We start from the raw sequence: 16579 nt of genomic DNA, 5'->3' as shown, positions 1-16579 counted from the left end.
GCCTGGCCGCCCCCGCCGCGCGGCGCCCGACCGCTTGGCTTCACCAGCCGATATCGGTCAAGGCGAAGTCGTTGCCCTTATAGGCAACCTTGGTCCTGTAAGCTCTTGCGCAGGCATAGGAGAAGCAATCGCCCATATTGAGCTTTGCAGGGTGGTTGACGATCTTGCCAAAGTCCTGGGCGGCGTCCAAGGCCTTTGTCCCCACGTCTCCGCTGATCATGATGTCGCGGGCCTCCAGATCGGCAATGAACTGGTCGACCAGACGGCGAGCCTCCACCAGCATTTCCGGGGTGGCGGGCTTCTCGCCGCCAGTTGCCCCAGCCTTGCGGCGTGTCAGCGAAAGCGAGGCCTCCATTCGCACCACAGATGACACGTAAAACGGGCCAGGATCCTGGCCGATACGGTCCAGCAACTCATCACGGTCCGGCTCTTCAGCAAGGATAGCCACGATCACGGATGCGTCGATGAACAGCATCAGTCTTCGTCCCACATTTCGTCGGTCTCGCGCTTGTGGTCGCCGGGTGCGAATGGCCCCGCAGCGCGGGCCATCGCCAGAGATTTTGCCAACCGGTCACGAATGGGCAAGCTGCCTTTACGGCTGGCGATCTCGTGCTTCAACGCCATCTTCACGGCGTCAACCTTGGACGTCTTGATGAGGCCTACAAGCTCCTCCGTGAGCTTGTCGACTTCTGGATCTTTGATGTAGAGCGGCATCTCAGCATATCCTCCCGAGAATATTATAATATGTTCGTTCTCATATCCTTGCAAGGTAGCGCTTTCGGGCTTGTCCGCTGTGCGACGCCGGAAGCAAAAGAAAGAACGGTGAGAAAAGCCGACCATGGCGTGCGTGTAACATCGGGTCTCAAGGCTCCCCCTGGGTGGCTAACGGCAAAACCCTCGATTTACGTCGAACTAACGGCTTTGCGCCGCTTGTGACCCTCGTAACGCAAAGTGCAACTTTCACCCCGGAATGATATGAATAAGCGGACATTCAAAGTCGATTGGGGGGCACGATGGCAGGCGCTTCACGTCACGACGCATGGCAAGCGGGAGACAGTTACAAAATCTACATGGGGCGTCTACATGGGGCGTTTGAGTAGGCAGATTGCGCCGCGCTTCCTCGAGTGGCTTGAACCCGACGATAATCTTGATTGGCTGCAGATCGACTGTGGGACAGGCGCGTTGAGCGCTTGCATCCTTTCCGACATCCATCCGAAATCCCTCATCGCTGTCGATCCGTCCGAAGGGTTTCTGGAGAAGGCTCGCTCGAGCGTCGCCGATCCGCGCGTGGAGTTTCAAATCGGCAAGGGCGAGGCCCTGTCAATTCCATCGGCACCAGGGACATGGTCGTCTCAGGTCTGGCATTAAACTACATACCACACAGCGAAAAGGCGCTACTGGAAATGCGGAGGACCGCCCGCACCAAAGCCACTATAGCCTTCTACGTCTGGGATTATCCACGCGGTAGAGTGGAATTCAGCGCGCCTTCTGGACGGCTGCGACAGAACTGGACCCAGGCGCACGCGACCTTACCGAAGATCGACGCTTCCGCTTCTGTACTGGTTGGGGACTAGCCGATCTCGCTCACCGAGCCGGGTTTTCTCACGTGAAGACGATGAAGATCGAAGCGCCCACACGCTTCCAAAATTTCGACGACTTCTGGCATCCATTCACGCTGGGTGCCGGCCCTGCACCCGGTTACTTCGTCAACCTCAAGACGACCGAACGAGAAAAATTGCGGGAAAAGCTCCGGCAAGGTTTACCGACAGCAGAGGACGGATCCATCACGCTTAATAAGAGAGCATGGGCAATCCGTGGCAGAAAGCGGTAGGGTACGCGCGGGGCAACTTGGCGGCCTATCTCCCATTCACCAAGCCGGAAGTATCCAGCAATAGGTTTGACTGCCGGGACGAACCAGTTCGTCACACCGACCCATGCGTCAGGCCAAAAGGCGACGTTCACCAACGTTGTTCAGCAGCATGTGTCGGCAATGCAAAATGAAGGCCTCGGATCCCATGGCCAACCTATTGTTTTCATTATGTATGCCGTTCACTGGTATTCGGATTTCACCTCTGCTAAGTGATATTCATGCCATTCGAAGACAAAAAGAAAAGCCGTGTGACGCTTCTCGATGTAGCGCGGCGCGCCAATGTGTCCCGCGCCACCGCTTCGCTCGTCATCCGGAAAAGCCCGCTGGTCGGCACAGAGACGCGGGCGCGGGTCGAGGAGGCGATGCGCGAGCTCGGCTATGTCTACAATATGGGGGCTGCGCGGCTCAGGGCCGAGCGCAGCCATACCGTCGGCGTCATAGTGCCCAATCTGACGAACCCGTTCTTCGCCGAACTGCTCTCCGGCATCGAGGCGGTCATCGATTCGGCCGGCATGGTGGTGATTCTTGCCAATAGCGGCGATCTGGTCGAACGCCAGGACATGGTGATGCGGCGCATGCGCGAGCACGGCGTCGACGGCGTTATCGTCTGCCCGGCGGCCGGTACCGAACCTGCATTCCTTCACCAAATCACCGAATGGGACCTGCCCCTTGTGCAGGTGCTCCGCCAGATTTCCGAGGAAGTCGATTATGCCGGTTCCGATTATGCGGCCGGCATGCGCCAGGCGGTGGATTATCTGGCCTCGCTCGGCCACCGGACGATTGCTTTTGCCGTCCACGGGCCGATCCATTCCGCCTATCGCGAACGGGTCGAGGGATTTTGCGATGCCATGCAGTCGCGCGGGCTCGATCCGAACATGATCGTGCGTCTGCCGAACCAGATCGGCGAGATCGCCGATGCGGCGCATCTGCTCTTTAGCGAGGGGAAACAGCCGACGGCGGTGATCTGCTTCAACGACGTGATCGCGCTCGGCCTTTCGGCCGGCCTCTACGACCGGGGCCTGAAAGTCGGCGAGAATTTTTCGTTGATCGGTTTCGACGACGTGACCGACGCAGAGGCGATGCGGCCGAGGCTCACCTCCGTGTCCACCGCACCGGTGACCATCGGTGCGAATGCCGCCAGGCTTCTCCTCGACCGGCTGACCGATCCACTTCGCCCGGCCCGAAGGGTCGTCAATGAAACGATTTTGCATATTCGCCAATCCTGCGGGCCGTTCGCTATTTCGGCCTGATCACAATCAGCCAGCTTCCGGTTGACGTCCGGACCAAAAGCTTTTAGATCGATCTAAACGCGAAGGCGCCGCAGAGGAGTGGCGTTCTTTCGACATCATTGGGGAGGTCCCAAGTTGTACAATTTCAATTTCGAGCCCGTGTTTGCGGGTTTCGACCAGCTTCTGCTCGGCGCCTGGCTGACGATCCAGCTTTCCGTGGCGGCGATGATCATCGGCCTGATCGTCTCGATCGCCTGCGCCGCTGGCAAGACCTCGGGTATTGCACCGCTGCGCTGGATCATCGACGCCTATATCGAGATCATCCGCAACACGCCGTTCCTGGTGCAGATCTTCTTCATCTTCTTCGGCCTGCCGTCGCTCGGGATTTTCCTGACGCCGAACAGTGCAGCGCTCGTGGCGCTGGTCGTCAATTTCGGTGCCTACGGTACGGAAATCATCCGAGCCGGCATCGAGTCGATCCAGAAGGGGCAGATCGAGGCCGGAACGGCGCTCGGCCTCTCGAAGCTGCAGGTCTTCCGCTATATCATCATGAAGCCGGCGCTCAGGACCGTCTATCCGTCGCTGACCAGCCAGTTCATCTACCTGATGCTGACCTCGAGCGTCGTCTCGGCGATCTCGGCCGACGACCTTGCCGCTGCCGGCAACAATCTGCAGTCGCAAACCTTCGCAAGCTTCGAGGTCTATATCGTCATCACGATCATGTATCTCGTCATGTCGGTCGGTTTCTCGACGATCTTCTCAGCGATCGAGAAGGCCGCCTTCAAATATCCGCTGAGCCGATAGGAGCCTGGCAATGCCACTGATCAGACCTTTCGGCATCAACGAATTCTGGATCATCGTGCTTGCCGCGCAGTGGACGATCGCGCTGTCGGCGATCGCCTTTGCCGGCGGCGGCATCGGCGGCCTGCTGATCGCGCTGCTGCGTGTCTCGGATGCGAAATGGCCGCGGCTGATCGCCACCGGCTTCATCCGCGTCTTCCAGGGAACGCCGCTGCTCATGCAGCTCTTCCTGGTGTTCTTCGGCATGAACATTCTCGGTTTCGCCATCAATCCGTGGCTTGCGGCAACCGTGGCCCTCACGCTGCATGCGAGCGCCTTCCTCGGCGAAATCTGGCGCGGCTGCATCGAGGCGGTGCCTCCCGGCCAGCGGGAGGCCGCGACCGCGCTCGGCCTGCGCTATTACAACCGGATGCGCTACATCGTCCTGCCGCAGGCCTTAAAGATCGCGGTGGCGCCGACGGTCGGCTTCCTGGTGCAGCTGATCAAGGGCACTTCGCTTGCGGCGATCATCGGTTTTACCGAGCTCACCCGTCAGGGCCAGATCATCAACAACGCGACATTCAGCCCGTTCATGGTGTTCGGCACGGTGGCGGCGGTCTATTTCGTCCTGTGCTGGCCGCTTTCGGTGCTGGCGCGACGCATGGAACTCAGATTCTCCCGCGCAACGGCACGTTGACGGGACCCGAGCCGGAGGGAGGAAACCGGTGCAACAGAAAAGGGTAGGAAAATGAACATTTCTAGACGCATGGTTATCGCCGTCATCGGCGCAGGCCTGATGATGGGCGCAGGCGCCTCCACCGCATCGGCGCAGACCGTCGAAAGCATCAAGTCCGCAGGCACCGTCAAGATCGGCATGCTGGTCGATTTCCCGCCCTTCGGCATCATGAACACGTCGAACGAGCCGGACGGTTATGACGCCGACGTTGCCAAACTGCTCGCCAAGGAATTCGGCGTGAAGGTGCAGATCGTTCCGGTCACCGGCCCGAACCGCATCCCCTACCTGCAGAGCAACCAGGTCGACCTGCTTGTCGCCTCGCTCGGCATCACGGAAGAACGCGCCAAGAGCGTCGACTTCTCGCAGCCCTATGCCGGCATCTCGATCGGCGTCTTCGGCGCCAAGGCAACTGAGGTCTCCAAGCCGGAGGACTTGTCCGGCAAGACGATCGGCGTCGCTCGGGCCTCGACCCAGGATACCGGCGTCACCAAGGTCGCTCCGAAGGATGCCAAGATCCAGCGTTTCGACGACGATGCCAGCGCCGTTCAGGCCCTGCTGTCCGGCCAGGTCCAGCTGATCGGCGTCTCCAACGTCGTCGCCGCCCAGATCGAAAAGGCGGCTCCCGGCCGCTTCACCCAGAAGCTGCAGCTCAGCCAGCAGGTTCAGGGCATCGCCGTCCGCAAGGGTTCGACCGAGCTTCTGACGGCAGTCAACGCCTTCATCGCCAAGGTCAAGGCTAGTGGCGAACTCGGCAAGATCCATGAAAAGTGGCTCGGCGCTCCGCTGCCGGACTTCGTCGCCAACGCCAAGTAAGACCAGAACTGACTATCGAAAGGGAGTTCCTCGCAATGACTGAGGTGAACGCAAACGCATCGGCCGCGGCCACGCGAGGAACTTCCGAACTCGCCGTCAGGATGGAAGGCGTCAACAAGTGGTATGGCGGGTTTCACGCGCTGAAGGACGTCGAGCTGTCGGTTAACCGTGGGGAGCGGATCGTCATCTGCGGCCCGTCCGGCTCCGGCAAGTCGACGCTGATCCGCTGCATCAACCAGCTGGAGACGATCCAGAAGGGCAAAATCGTGGTCGACGGCCACGATCTCACTGCAGGCGGCAAGAATGTCGACATCGTCCGCCAGGAGACCGGCATGGTCTTCCAGCAGTTCAACCTCTTCCCGCATATGACGGTTCTGGAGAACTGCACGCTGGCGCCGATGAAGGTGCGCGGCATTTCCAAGGTCGAAGCCGAAAAGACCGCACGCAAATACCTGGAGCGGGTGCGTATTCCCGAACAGGCCGAAAAATATCCAGCCCAGCTTTCCGGCGGTCAGCAGCAGCGCGTGGCGATCGCCCGGGCGCTCTGCATGAACCCGAAGATCATGCTGTTCGACGAGCCGACCTCGGCGCTCGACCCGGAAATGGTCAAGGAAGTGCTCGACACAATGATCGACCTCGCCAAGGAGGGCATGACCATGCTCTGCGTCACCCATGAAATGGGCTTTGCCCGTCAGGTCGCCGACCGGGTGATCTTCATGGACCGCGGCGAAATCCTCGAAACGGCGGCGCCGGACGAATTCTTCGGCAACCCCAAGAACGAGCGTCTGAAGATCTTCCTCGGACAGATCTCTTGAACGCTGCTGCCACTCATTGAAATTAAGGAGTTCCCGACATGAAACCAGATATCCTGCTTGTGGAACCGCTGATGCAGTTCATCGAGGATCAGCTCGATGCCATCTATACAGTGCACAGACTGTACGATCCGGCGCAGAAGGAGACGCTGGAAGCGGCGCTGCCGAATATCCGCGCCGTCGCGACCGGCGGCGGTAGCGGCCTCTCCAACGAGTGGATCGAGAAGCTGCCAGCGCTCGGCGTCATCGCCATCAACGGCGTCGGCACCGACAAGGTGGACCTCAAATTCACCCGCAGCCGCAATATCGACGTCACCACCACGCCGGGCGTGCTGACCGATGACGTCGCCGACATGGGCATTGCGCTGATGCTCGGCGTGCTGCGCCACATCGCCAAGGGCGACGCCTTCGTGCGCGCCGGCAAGTGGGGCAAGGAAAACTTCCCGCTCGGCAACAGCCCGAAGGGTAAGCGCCTCGGCATTCTCGGCCTCGGCCAGATCGGCAAGGCTTTTGGCCGCCGCGCCGAAGCCTTCGGCATGGACGTGCGCTTCTGGAACCGCTCACCGGTCAAGGATACGACCTGGAAGTCCTGTGCCTCGCCGGTCGCACTGGCGGAAGATAGCGACGTTTTGTGCGTCATCGTCGCGGCGAATGCCGAGACGAAAGATATCGTCAACGCAGAGGTTCTGAAGGCGCTCGGACCGAAGGGTATCCTGATCAATATCGCCCGCGGCAGCGTCGTCGACGAAAATGCGCTGCTCGCCGCCCTCAACGACGGCACGATCGGTGCAGCCGGTCTCGATGTCTATCTCGACGAACCGCGCATCCGCGAAGATTTCTTCACCGCGCCGAACACGGTGCTGATGCCGCATCAGGGCAGCGCCACGGTCGAGACCCGCGTCGCCATGGGCGAGCTGGTGCTTGCAAACATCGCTGCGCATTTCGCCGGCGAAAAGCCGCCGACCACGGTCAATTGAACAGAGAAAATACCATGATCATCCGTCAGGCCTTTTTTGAAGGCGCGATCCATGCCGGCCAGGAAGAGGCGTTCAAGGCCTATGTGGCAGAGAAGCTGATGCCGATGTGGCTCGCCTTTCCGGGCATCAAGGAAGTGCGTGTGCTCTATAACATCGAGCGGGACGAGGGCGCTCCGTCCTACCCGATGGTGCTGTCGACCATGTACGAAAGCCGGGAGGCACTGGCCGCAGCCCTGGAATCACCGGTGCGTTACGAAAGCCGGGACATGACCAAGGGCCTGCTCGCCATGTTCGACGGCCATATCCATCATCACGTCTTCGATCTGGCGCTGTCCTGAGTTCCCCGACCGCCGGTCAACCGCCGGCGGTCTTGGTGCCTGAGCCGGGCGCGCGATAAGCGGGCGTGTTCGGCTCGAACAGTTCGATCAGGTTTCCGGACGGATCCTCCAACAGAATCTGCTTCCCGCCCGTCCCCTGGATGATCTCGTTGCGGAAGCGGCAGCCGGCCAGTTTCAGGCGTCCGACCGTCCCGTCCAGGTCGTCTACCGTGAGATGGATGCGGTTCCAGCCACCGGGTGCCTGCTGTTCTCCCGACGGCATCGGCGCCCCACCGCCACCCCGTGGGTTCGGCTGGGACAGATAAAGATGCATGTCGCCACGCGAGATTTCCGCGAAGGGCGGGGCAGGGTGCATCTCGAGCCTGAAGCCAAGATGTGCGGTGTAGAAATCGATCGCGGCCTTTACATCGTTGACGATATATCTGAAGCATGCGGACATGGTCTGCGCCCTCCCGGTGCCAGATGGATATCCGAAACGCGGAGCCTAACACTCCAGCAACAGAGGGCAAGCGCCTCTGCTTTGCTCAGCAAGGCCCGCTGGACGTCTGCCGCGAACGTATGGAAACCGCGTAAATGCGCGGGGAAAGCCCGAAACTGCGGGTGAAGATGCGGGTCATGTGGCTCTGATCGGCAAAGCCGCTGGAAAGCGCCGCCTCCGCAAGCCCCGCCCCACCAGCGATCAGTTTTCGCGCCAGCTCGACACGCCGCTGGATCAGGTAGGCATGCGGAGTGAGGCCGATCGCCTTGTCGAAAGCACGCAGGAGCTGGAACTGGTTGATGCCGGCGAGGCCTGCCAGATCGGCAAGGCTGACCGCTTCGGTCGGATCGTCATCAATCCGCTCGCGCGCTGCCCGGACCCCTCGCGGCACCGCTTTCGGCTCCGGCGCCTCCCGCATCACCTCGGCCAGCAACGTCAGCAGCAGTTCCTGGCGGCGGAGTTCGGCGCCCGCTTGCTCGGCGATCATCTCGGCGAAGAGCTGCCGCATCGTCGCGGCCTGCGGCGGTTGCCGCAGCACCGGATCGGCAAATTCGAACTCGCCGGGCTGGCCCTGGCGGATATCCGCGACCGCGCCGGTTATCACATCCGGATCGAAATAGAGCATCTGCCAGAAACGGCCCCCATCGCCGATTGGCGCGCCGTCATGCACTTCACCGGGGTTGACAGTGATGACGTCGCCCGGCCCGGCTTCCACCGGACCGCGTCCGCTTGCGGATTTCTGGGCTCCGCTCTCGATCACGCCGATGCCGAACTGGTCGTGGGTGTGACGGGAAAAATGGTGGTCGGAGCGGGCCACGACCGCCTGCACGCCGGTCATGCCGCATCGAAACATCCGAAATCCGTTTCGTCCCTTCGCTCGCATCGGCTCCTCGCGTTCGAGCCAGCATAACCCGGCTCAAGAAGATCACCAACCGGCGCTCCCAGCCGCGCGCAGCTTACAGGACGGTGCGCACCCGCCAGAGTTCGGGGAACAGTTCGACTTCCAGCATCTTCTTGAGATAGGACGTTCCCGAGGTGCCGCCGGTGCCGCGCTTGAAGCCGATCACCCGTTCCACCGTGGTGACGTGATTGAATCGCCAACGGCGGAAATAGTCCTCGAAATCGACCAGCTTTTCGGCGAGTTCGTAAAGCTCCCAATAGGTGCCGGGCGCGCCATAGACCTGTTTCCAGGCCTCCAGCACCTGCTCGTTCTCGCTGCGTTTTGTGCGCCAATCGGCTCTCGCCGCGTCCCCGCCGATATCGAACCCGCGCCGGGCAAGCAGCATCAGCGCCTCGTCGTAAAGGCTCGGGCGGGCGAGAATGCCTTCCAGCATCTCGATGATGTCGGGCCGATGCGTATGCGGGCCGAGCATCGCGAGATTGCGGTTGCCGGCAAGGAACTCGATCGCCCGATACTGATAGGACTGGAAACCGGACGACTGGCCAAGCGAGGCGCGGAATTCGGTGTATTCGCTCGGCGTCATGGTGCGCAGCACATCCCAGGCATTGTTCAACTGCTCGAAGATGCGGGCGACGCGGCTGAGCATCTTGAAGGCCGGCTGCGGATTGTCGTCGCGGATCGCCGAGATTGCCGAAGTGATCTCGTGGATCGCAAGCTTCATCCACAGTTCCGACGTCTGGTGCTGGATGATGAACAGCAGTTCGTCATGCGCCGCCGAAATCGGCGCCTGCGCGTCGAGCACCTTTTCGAGATGCAGGTAGTCGGAATAGGACATCTTCTCGCGGAAGGACATTTCCGCGCCATCGGCGCTGGGATCGTAGGGTTTCGAGCTCATGATGTCCGATATGTCTTCCGCCGCTTAGAATTCCACTTCCAACTCGACGATTTCGTCGGGTTCCGCAAGAGCCCCCTCCGTCCATTCCAGCATCAGCGGCCAGGCAAGGACCATCTCCGCATAAGCCGCCAGCTTCGGTTCAAGCTCGACCGCGTAGGTGCGGAAACGGCTGCAGACCGGCGCATACATGGCATCCGCCACGGTCGGATTTTCGCCGAACAGCCATGGACCGCCGCTTGCCTCCAGGCACTCCGCCCAGATCGTCTTGACCCGCTCGACATCCGGCCGGGCGCCCGAAAAGATCTTGAACCGCTCGTGCCGTGCCTTGAGGTTCATCGGCAGGGCGGAACGGAGATTGTGGAAGCCCGAATGCATTTCCCCCGAAACCGCGCGACAGCGGGCGCGGTCGGCGATGTCGACCGGCCAGAGACCGGCATCAGGCGTGACCTCGTTCAGATATTCGGCGATCGCCAGCGTATCCCAGACAGTGACGTCGTTATGGGTCAGCCGCGGCACCAGCACGGAGGGCGACAGAAGTAGCAATTCCTGGCGCGCGTCGTCATTCATCTCGACCAGCACTTCCTCGAAATCAAGACCTGCCATGCGGCATAGGAGCCAGCCCCGCAGCGACCAGGAGGAATAGTTTTTCGAAGAGATCGTCAGTGCCGCCTGCGTCATCAGTTTTCAACCCTTGCCGGACAATCATACTTGTCGCTTACAATCTTCTCGCATCGCGAGACATATTGCACTAGCATTTTTGCACTGCCGCATTTTAGCGGCGCGGGGGTCCGTTCATGCTCTACCAGGCCTATCAATTCCAGGACGACATCCTCGCCCCGATGCGGGATATGGCCCGACGCCTGCAACTGATGTCCTCCACCCTGTTTTTCGGTGCGGGAAGCGAGATGGGCCGACATGCGGCCGCCGCACTCGAACTGATGTCGCGCTTCAAGATCACCCATGAGCGGCCGGAATTCGAGATTACCTCCGTCACGATCGGCAATCGCGACGTGCCGATTGCGGTGGAAACGGCGCTCGACTTGCCCTTCGGCCGCCTGCTGCATTTCGTGGCCGATGTCGATACGCCCCGCCCTCGGGTGCTGGTGGTCGCGCCGCTGTCGGGCCATTTCGCGACACTCCTGCGCGGCACGGTCCAGACGCTGTTGAAGGATCATGACGTCTATGTCACCGACTGGGCCAATGCGCGGGACGTTTCCACGGCCGCCGGCCGCTTCGGCATGGACGACTATGTCGATTATATTATTCGTTTCCTGGAGGAAATCGGACCGCGCGGCCACATCCTCGCCGTCTGCCAGCCCTGCGTCCAGGCGCTCGTCGCGGTCGCCGTGATGTCGGAGGCAAGGAACCCGGCGACCCCGCGCACCATGACGCTGATGGCCGGACCGGTCGATACCCGCGAGAGCCCGACCAAGGTCAACGAACTGGCCGTCTCCAAGCCGCTGTCCTGGTTCAAGAGCGAGCTGATCACCGGTGTTCCGATGGGCTTTCCGGGTAGCGGACGGCGCGTCTATCCGGGCTTCCTGCAACTCGTCGCCTTCATGAGCATGAACATGGAGCGGCATGTGGAGGCGCATCGCAAGCTCTACGGCCATCTCGCCAAGGGCGAGACGGCCGAGGCGAACAAGATCAAGCATTTCTACGACGAATATTTCGCCGTGCTGGACATGACCGAGGAATTCTACATCGAGACGATCGATCGCGTCTTCCAGAGGGCGGAGCTCGCGAATGGCACCTACACCCATCATGGCCGGAAGGTGGATCCCAACCACATCCACGCCACGGCGCTTCTGACCGTCGAGGGCGGACGCGATGATATCTGCGGGCTCGGCCAGACCTCCGCCGCCCACGACCTCTGTCATTCGCTGCGGCCGCATCTGCGACGCCACCACCTGCAGGCCAATGTCGGACATTACGGCGTCTTCAGCGGCCGCCGCTGGGAGAAGGAAATCTATCCTGTCGTGCGCAACCTGATCCTCGCAATGGAATAGGCCCGAGGGCGGCAAGTCTCATGCCGCAGCTTGCATACGATCCTCTATCTGCTGTATGCAATGAACGGGTAGGAGAAAAGAGATGAGCAGCAGGGATCCAGTTTTTGGCTGGTGGGACGCTCCACCGTTTATCGGCGAGCTGATCCAGTCCTTGTCCGGCCGCGGCCGGGCCTTGTTCGGCCTCTCGTCGCCGCCCGTGCAGAACCGCGACCTTACCGGCCTTGCCGAGATGATTCTGTCGCGCCGCGGCGAAGTTTCAGGTGCCATCCTCGCCGAAGCCTTCCTCGAAGCCTACAGACAGGCGAGCGCCCCGGACCGTGTCGTCTTCATGCGCGCGCTTCTGGATCGTTTCGGTCCCGATCGCACGGCCCTCGATGCCGCGGCGGCCGCCTATAACACTGAGCCGAGCGCTCAGAATATTGCAAGGCTGCACGAGACGGCCGAACCGCGCCGGCAGGAGCTTTTCCGCCGCATCAATTTCGCCAAGCGAGGCACTGCGACGCTGGTCGAGATGCGCGAACACCTGATGGACATGCTGTCCAAGGAACCGGCGCTGCAGCCGGTCGACCTCGATTTCTGCCATCTCTTCTCTTCATGGTTCAACCGGGGCTTCCTGATGTTGCGATCGATCGACTGGACCACGCCCGCCAATATCCTGGAGGCGCTGATCCGCTATGAGGCCGTGCACGATATCGACGGCTGGGACGATCTGCGCCGGCGGCTGGCACCGGCCGACCGCCGTTGTTTCGGTTTCTTCCATCCGCAATTGGAAGACGAGCCGTTGATCTTCGTCGAGGTGGCGCTGACCGATCATCTGCCGGCCTCGGTCGATGCGCTTCTCGCCCGAGACCGCCAGCCGCTGGACGTGCAGCAGGCGACGACGGCGGTGTTCTATTCGATTTCCAACTGCCAGCGCGGCCTTGCCGGCATTTCGCTCGGCAATTTCCTGATCAAGCAGGTGGTGAACGATCTGAAGCGCGACCTTCCGCGGCTTGAAAATTTCGTGACGCTTTCTCCCATCCCGGGCTTCGGAGCCTGGCTGCGTGGCGAAAGCCGCGTGACCGACAGCGAAGAGATTGCCCAAGAAAAGCAGCGGCTTGTCGCGCGGCTTGAAGGTGATTGGTCATCGGCCGGCGAGCAGCAACTGGACCAGATCCAGCGCGCCATGCTGCCGCTCGGAGCGCATTATCTGTTGAACGTCCGGCGTGGCAATGGCCGGCCGGTGGATCCGGTGGCGCGGTTCCATCTTGGCAACGGCGCCCAGGCCGAACGGCTCAACTTCCTCGGTGATCGATCGCCAAAAGGCATGCGCCAGTCCTACGGCCTGATGGTCAACTATCGCTACCGGCTCGGCGAGATCGAGAAGAACCACGAGGCCTATGCCGAAAATGGCCATATCGCAGCCACGCCGGCGCTGCGCAAACTGGCCCAACCGGTTTCCCAGGAGGTATTTTGATGGCTGGTAATCTCTACGACGCGCTGCTCGGCGGGCTCGACCGGGAGGACCGGCTGCTCCTGACGGACGAAACCGCCGGCACGATGAGCTACCGCGCCTTCGCCGAACAATGCGCGCGGCTGGCCGGCGCGCTTCTCGAAGCCGGCCTGCAGCCGGGTGACCGGGTCGCCGTCCAGGCGGAAAAGTCGGTCGCGGCTTTGGCGCTTTATCTTGCGACAGTCAGGGCCGGCGGCATCTATCTGCCGCTCAACATCGCCTATACACCAGCGGAAATCGAATATTTCCTGACCGACGCCGAGCCCGCGATCTTCGTCTGCGATCCTTCGAAACTCGAGGCTCTGCAGCCGATTGCCAAGGCGGCCGGTGCGAAAATCCTGACGCTCGACCCGGTGGGCCAGGGGACGCTCACCGACGCGGCCGCTGTCGCCACGTCGATTGCTAAAACCTCGGCGCGGGGAGGGGCGGATATTGCCGCGATCCTCTACACGTCCGGCACGACGGGGCGTTCCAAGGGCGCCATGCTCAGTCATGACAATCTTCTGTCGAACGCGACGGCGCTGGTCGAAAGCTGGCGCTTCACGAATAAGGATGTGCTGATCCACGCGCTGCCGATCTTCCACACACACGGGCTGTTCGTCGCCACCAACGTGGTGCTCGCCGCGCGCGCCTCGATGATTTTCCAGGCGAAATTCGATCCGAGCAAGATCATGGAGGCGATGCCGCAGGCGACCGCGCTGATGGGCGTGCCGACCTTCTACACCCGCCTGCTGCAGCACTCGGGGCTGAACAGGGATAGCACCGCCCATATGCGCCTGTTCGTCTCCGGCTCGGCGCCGCTTCTGGCCGAGACCCACGAGGAATGGCTGGCGCGCACCGGCCACGCCATTCTCGAACGCTACGGCATGACCGAAACCAATATGAACACCTCCAACCCCTATGACGGTCGGCGCGTCGCCGGCACGGTCGGCTTTCCGCTGCCGGGGGTTCAGGTGCGCATCACCGACCCGGAAACCGGCGCCTCCCTCGGCACCGAGGAGATCGGCATGATCGAGGTACGAGGCCCCAATGTGTTTTCGGGCTATTGGCGCATGCCGGAAAAGACCGCAGCTGAATTCCGAAAGGACGGCTTCTTCATCACCGGCGATCTCGGCAAGGTCGACTCCGACGGCTACCTGCATATCGTCGGCCGCGGCAAGGACCTCATCATCACCGGCGGCTATAATGTATACCCGAAAGAGGTGGAGATGGAGATCGACGCCATGCCAGGCGTCATCGAAAGCGCCGTCTTTGGGGTCACGCATGCGGATTTCGGCGAGGGCATCATTGCCGCGATCGTCCTGAAACCGGGTGTGAAATTGACCGAACAGGAGGTCATCAAGGCGCTCGACGGCCGGCTCGCCGGCTATAAACGCCCGAAAAAGGTGGCGTTCCTGGCCGAACTGCCGCGCAACACAATGGGCAAGGTCCAGAAGAATATACTCCGTGATCAGTTTTCCCGAGTTTTCGAGTCCGCAGCCACCGCAAAATAAACGATCGTGATTTTAGGACTTGACGGTTCATGTATACGCGTGGACTATGAATTGCATACCAGCACGGATCATTTCGGGAGGAAATGGGATGTTGCAGCAGGGAAAGCCGGAGAGCGCTCAGCCGCTCGTCACTGTCCACAACCCGATGGGTTATCCGCCGAAGGTCAGCCGCAAGCAGCCGGCCGATCGGCCCGCCAGCCTCGACGGTAAGGTCATCTATCTCGTCGACAGCCGCTTTGACGATTCCGTCGAGCTCCTGAAGGAGGTCGAGGCCTGGTTTGTACGCAACATGCCGTCGGTCGAGGTGCGGATACGCCAGATGGCGAACACCTATTCCAAGGACGATCCGACCCTCTGGGAAGAGATCAAGGCGAACGGCCATGCCGCGATCATCGGCGTCGGCCATTGCAGCACCTGCGCGCCGGCCGTCACCACCCACGCGATCACGCTCGAAACCAAATACGGCGTGCCGACCGCGGCGATCCATACCGAAAAATTCGACAAGGTGGTCCGCTCGGTGGCCAAGATGGGCGGGCTTTCGCAGCAGCCGCTGGTCTTCGTGCCGCAGCCGGTCATGGGCAAGACGCCGCAAGAGCTGCGCGCCTATGTGGAAGGCACCGATCCGATCAGCGGCAAGCCGGTAATGAAGGAGATCATCGAGGCCCTGACCGTCGGCCTTTCGGCAAGCGCCGAGGACGCGCGGTTCGAGCGCAGCACACCGCGCCTCATTGAGCCGGATACGGAGGACAATCTCCAGGCCGCTTTCCTGCGCAACAACTGGACCGACAAGCTGCCGATCATCCTGCCGACCGACGCCCGCGTCGCCGACATGCTGGCCGGGACAAGTCGAAAGCCGGACGAGGTTGTCGGCCATATGCAGCCGACCACCAATCGCGGCCTTTGGGAATACACGGTCGAGAAGGTCGCCGTGAATGCCGTCATGGCCGGTGCATCGCCCGAATATTTCCCGGTGATCCTGGCGCTGGCAGCGGCCCAGGTCTCAGCGCGCGGCTCGACCTCCTCGTCGGCTGCGGCGATGGCCGTCGTCAACGGACCTGTCCGCAACGAAATCGGCATGAACTGCGGCGTCGGCGCACTCGGGCCTTATAGCCATGCCAATGCCACGATCGGCCGCGCCTTCGGGCTGCTGTCGCAGAACCTGCAGGGTGGCTCGGTTGTGGGCGAGACCTTCATGGGTTCGCTCGGCAACAACTACACCTACAACAATCTCACCTTCGCGGAAAACGAGGAGCGCAGTCCGTGGGAGCCGCTGCATGTGCAGAAGGGCTTCGACGCCAGGACGAGCACGGTCAGCATCTTCCACGGCTGCCGTTCCACGACCTTCAGCCTCGGCCTGCGCAAGGAATACTGGCGCGAGCATGTGCGCGACATGCTGCTCGGCACCGATGCGATCACGGCGCCGACGCTGGTGCTCGACCCGATCTGCGCCAGGCAGTTCATCGATCGCGGCGGCTTCGTGAACAAGCAGGACCTCTTGAACTTCATCTACGAGACGGCGCAGATGCCGGCGGGGCGTTACTGGGATCTGCAACTCGTCCAGAATTATATCTATCCGCGCGCCACGTTCGGCGAGGAGCCGATGGCGGGCAAGCTGAAGCCCGGCAAGGACGAACTCATCCACATTTTCCGCCCGCAGGACATCAATGTCGTGGTCGTCGGCGGCGAATCCAACGGCTATTGGCAGATCTACGGCGCGCATTACCGCACGACCGTTTCCATCGACGATTGGCGCTGA

At 61.5% G+C, this 16579-nt stretch carries 19 protein-coding genes; 13 read left to right on the top strand and 6 right to left on the bottom strand.

Features of this window, described 5'->3' with window-relative positions; genetic code table 11:
* Positions 1–40: 40 nt before the first annotated feature.
* Positions 41–475, bottom strand: a complete 435-nt coding sequence (locus ACZ9EJ_RS27290) for a type II toxin-antitoxin system VapC family toxin (protein WP_046627098.1) — start codon at positions 473–475, stop codon at positions 41–43.
* On the bottom strand, positions 475–714 hold the full coding sequence (locus ACZ9EJ_RS27285; RefSeq protein ID WP_046627096.1) for a type II toxin-antitoxin system VapB family antitoxin: 240 nt from the start codon (positions 712–714) through the stop codon (positions 475–477). The genes ACZ9EJ_RS27290 and ACZ9EJ_RS27285 overlap by 1 nt, the downstream gene beginning before the upstream one ends.
* Positions 715–975: 261 nt before the next feature.
* Here ACZ9EJ_RS27285 and ACZ9EJ_RS27280 point away from each other — a divergent pair, with 261 nt between their 5' ends.
* The 9 genes from ACZ9EJ_RS27280 to ACZ9EJ_RS27240 all read left to right on the top strand — a co-directional run bounded on the left by ACZ9EJ_RS27280 (position 976) and on the right by ACZ9EJ_RS27240 (position 7555).
* Positions 976–1368, top strand: coding sequence for a class I SAM-dependent methyltransferase (locus ACZ9EJ_RS27280; protein ID WP_255736676.1), 393 nt, complete (start codon positions 976–978; stop codon positions 1366–1368).
* A 247-nt stretch (positions 1369–1615) separates the two neighbouring features.
* Positions 1616–1831: a hypothetical protein gene (locus tag ACZ9EJ_RS27275; RefSeq protein WP_476100179.1), complete on the top strand. Its 216-nt coding sequence runs from the start codon at positions 1616–1618 to the stop codon at positions 1829–1831.
* A gap of 257 nt (positions 1832–2088) precedes the next feature.
* Entirely contained in the window at positions 2089–3120 is a 1032-nt protein-coding gene (locus ACZ9EJ_RS27270) for a LacI family DNA-binding transcriptional regulator (protein ID WP_046641788.1), read from the top strand.
* A gap of 114 nt (positions 3121–3234) precedes the next feature.
* A complete protein-coding gene (locus tag ACZ9EJ_RS27265; RefSeq protein WP_046627091.1) occupies positions 3235–3903 on the top strand; it encodes an amino acid ABC transporter permease in 669 nt (222 codons plus the stop codon).
* A 16-nt stretch (positions 3904–3919) separates the two neighbouring features.
* Positions 3920–4576, top strand: a complete 657-nt coding sequence (locus ACZ9EJ_RS27260; RefSeq protein WP_080954019.1) for an amino acid ABC transporter permease — start codon at positions 3920–3922, stop codon at positions 4574–4576.
* A 51-nt stretch (positions 4577–4627) separates the two neighbouring features.
* Positions 4628–5428 carry a transporter substrate-binding domain-containing protein gene (locus ACZ9EJ_RS27255; RefSeq protein WP_046627089.1) on the top strand — a complete coding sequence of 267 codons (801 nt, stop codon included), beginning with the start codon at positions 4628–4630 and terminating at the stop codon, positions 5426–5428.
* Between the two features lie 101 nt (positions 5429–5529).
* Positions 5530–6243: an amino acid ABC transporter ATP-binding protein gene (locus tag ACZ9EJ_RS27250; RefSeq protein WP_251090823.1), complete on the top strand. Its 714-nt coding sequence runs from the start codon at positions 5530–5532 to the stop codon at positions 6241–6243.
* 38 nt (positions 6244–6281) lie between these two features.
* On the top strand, positions 6282–7217 hold the full coding sequence (locus tag ACZ9EJ_RS27245) for a 2-hydroxyacid dehydrogenase (RefSeq protein ID WP_046627086.1): 936 nt from the start codon (positions 6282–6284) through the stop codon (positions 7215–7217).
* Positions 7218–7231: 14 nt separating this feature from the next.
* The gene (locus tag ACZ9EJ_RS27240) at positions 7232–7555 is read left to right on the top strand and encodes a hypothetical protein (RefSeq protein ID WP_046627084.1); all 324 of its coding nucleotides are present in this window, start codon (positions 7232–7234) and stop codon (positions 7553–7555) included.
* A gap of 16 nt (positions 7556–7571) precedes the next feature.
* Here ACZ9EJ_RS27240 and ACZ9EJ_RS27235 read toward each other — a convergent pair whose 3' ends face one another.
* The 4 genes from ACZ9EJ_RS27235 to ACZ9EJ_RS27220 all read right to left on the bottom strand — a co-directional run bounded on the left by ACZ9EJ_RS27235 (position 7572) and on the right by ACZ9EJ_RS27220 (position 10507).
* A complete protein-coding gene (locus ACZ9EJ_RS27235; protein WP_046627082.1) occupies positions 7572–7994 on the bottom strand; it encodes a VOC family protein in 423 nt (140 codons plus the stop codon).
* 85 nt (positions 7995–8079) lie between these two features.
* Positions 8080–8871, bottom strand: a complete 792-nt coding sequence (locus tag ACZ9EJ_RS27230; protein ID WP_476100176.1) for an AraC family transcriptional regulator — start codon at positions 8869–8871, stop codon at positions 8080–8082.
* Positions 8872–8989: 118 nt separating this feature from the next.
* Complete coding sequence (gene kynA / locus ACZ9EJ_RS27225; protein ID WP_046627078.1) at positions 8990–9829, bottom strand: tryptophan 2,3-dioxygenase; 840 nt, start codon at positions 9827–9829, stop codon at positions 8990–8992.
* 24 nt (positions 9830–9853) lie between these two features.
* Complete coding sequence (locus ACZ9EJ_RS27220) at positions 9854–10507, bottom strand: glutathione S-transferase (RefSeq protein WP_046627076.1); 654 nt, start codon at positions 10505–10507, stop codon at positions 9854–9856.
* 116 nt (positions 10508–10623) lie between these two features.
* Between ACZ9EJ_RS27220 and ACZ9EJ_RS27215 the strand changes: the two genes are divergently transcribed.
* The 4 genes from ACZ9EJ_RS27215 (at position 10624) to ACZ9EJ_RS27200 (ending at position 16579) form a co-directional block, all read left to right on the top strand.
* Positions 10624–11838: a polyhydroxyalkanoate depolymerase gene (locus ACZ9EJ_RS27215; protein ID WP_046627074.1), complete on the top strand. Its 1215-nt coding sequence runs from the start codon at positions 10624–10626 to the stop codon at positions 11836–11838.
* A gap of 82 nt (positions 11839–11920) precedes the next feature.
* Positions 11921–13294, top strand: coding sequence for a malonyl-CoA decarboxylase (locus ACZ9EJ_RS27210; protein ID WP_046627072.1), 1374 nt, complete (start codon positions 11921–11923; stop codon positions 13292–13294).
* Positions 13294–14823: a malonate--CoA ligase gene (locus ACZ9EJ_RS27205; RefSeq protein WP_046627070.1), complete on the top strand. Its 1530-nt coding sequence runs from the start codon at positions 13294–13296 to the stop codon at positions 14821–14823. Before ACZ9EJ_RS27210 ends, ACZ9EJ_RS27205 begins: the two co-directional genes overlap by 1 nt.
* 88 nt (positions 14824–14911) lie before the next feature.
* Complete coding sequence (locus ACZ9EJ_RS27200) at positions 14912–16579, top strand: UGSC family (seleno)protein (protein WP_052764676.1); 1668 nt, start codon at positions 14912–14914, stop codon at positions 16577–16579.

It is taken from the genome of Neorhizobium sp. USDA 3394, from assembly GCF_056280385.1.
This window is presented reverse-complemented; position numbering and strand designations above follow the sequence as displayed.

What these genes read in the sequence shown, in the direction of transcription:
- ACZ9EJ_RS27205 (WP_046627070.1), top strand. Translation starts at nt 13,294, where the DNA reads ATGGCTGGTAATCTCTACGACGCGCTGCTCGGCGGGCTCGACCGGGAG.
- ACZ9EJ_RS27280 (WP_255736676.1), top strand. Translation starts at nt 976, where the DNA reads ATGAATAAGCGGACATTCAAAGTCGATTGGGGGGCACGATGGCAGGCG.
- ACZ9EJ_RS27250 (WP_251090823.1), top strand. Translation starts at nt 5,530, where the DNA reads ATGGAAGGCGTCAACAAGTGGTATGGCGGGTTTCACGCGCTGAAGGAC.
- ACZ9EJ_RS27210 (WP_046627072.1), top strand. Translation starts at nt 11,921, where the DNA reads ATGAGCAGCAGGGATCCAGTTTTTGGCTGGTGGGACGCTCCACCGTTT.
- ACZ9EJ_RS27230 (WP_476100176.1), bottom strand. Translation starts at nt 8,871, where the DNA reads ATGACCGGCGTGCAGGCGGTCGTGGCCCGCTCCGACCACCATTTTTCC.
- ACZ9EJ_RS27290 (WP_046627098.1), bottom strand. Translation starts at nt 475, where the DNA reads ATGCTGTTCATCGACGCATCCGTGATCGTGGCTATCCTTGCTGAAGAG.
- ACZ9EJ_RS27285 (WP_046627096.1), bottom strand. Translation starts at nt 714, where the DNA reads ATGCCGCTCTACATCAAAGATCCAGAAGTCGACAAGCTCACGGAGGAG.
- ACZ9EJ_RS27275 (WP_476100179.1), top strand. Translation starts at nt 1,616, where the DNA reads ATGAAGATCGAAGCGCCCACACGCTTCCAAAATTTCGACGACTTCTGG.
- ACZ9EJ_RS27215 (WP_046627074.1), top strand. Translation starts at nt 10,624, where the DNA reads ATGCTCTACCAGGCCTATCAATTCCAGGACGACATCCTCGCCCCGATG.
- ACZ9EJ_RS27200 (WP_052764676.1), top strand. Translation starts at nt 14,912, where the DNA reads ATGTTGCAGCAGGGAAAGCCGGAGAGCGCTCAGCCGCTCGTCACTGTC.
- ACZ9EJ_RS27240 (WP_046627084.1), top strand. Translation starts at nt 7,232, where the DNA reads ATGATCATCCGTCAGGCCTTTTTTGAAGGCGCGATCCATGCCGGCCAG.
- ACZ9EJ_RS27270 (WP_046641788.1), top strand. Translation starts at nt 2,089, where the DNA reads ATGCCATTCGAAGACAAAAAGAAAAGCCGTGTGACGCTTCTCGATGTA.
- kynA (WP_046627078.1), bottom strand. Translation starts at nt 9,829, where the DNA reads ATGAGCTCGAAACCCTACGATCCCAGCGCCGATGGCGCGGAAATGTCC.
- ACZ9EJ_RS27245 (WP_046627086.1), top strand. Translation starts at nt 6,282, where the DNA reads ATGAAACCAGATATCCTGCTTGTGGAACCGCTGATGCAGTTCATCGAG.
- ACZ9EJ_RS27255 (WP_046627089.1), top strand. Translation starts at nt 4,628, where the DNA reads ATGAACATTTCTAGACGCATGGTTATCGCCGTCATCGGCGCAGGCCTG.
- ACZ9EJ_RS27220 (WP_046627076.1), bottom strand. Translation starts at nt 10,507, where the DNA reads ATGACGCAGGCGGCACTGACGATCTCTTCGAAAAACTATTCCTCCTGG.
- ACZ9EJ_RS27235 (WP_046627082.1), bottom strand. Translation starts at nt 7,994, where the DNA reads ATGTCCGCATGCTTCAGATATATCGTCAACGATGTAAAGGCCGCGATC.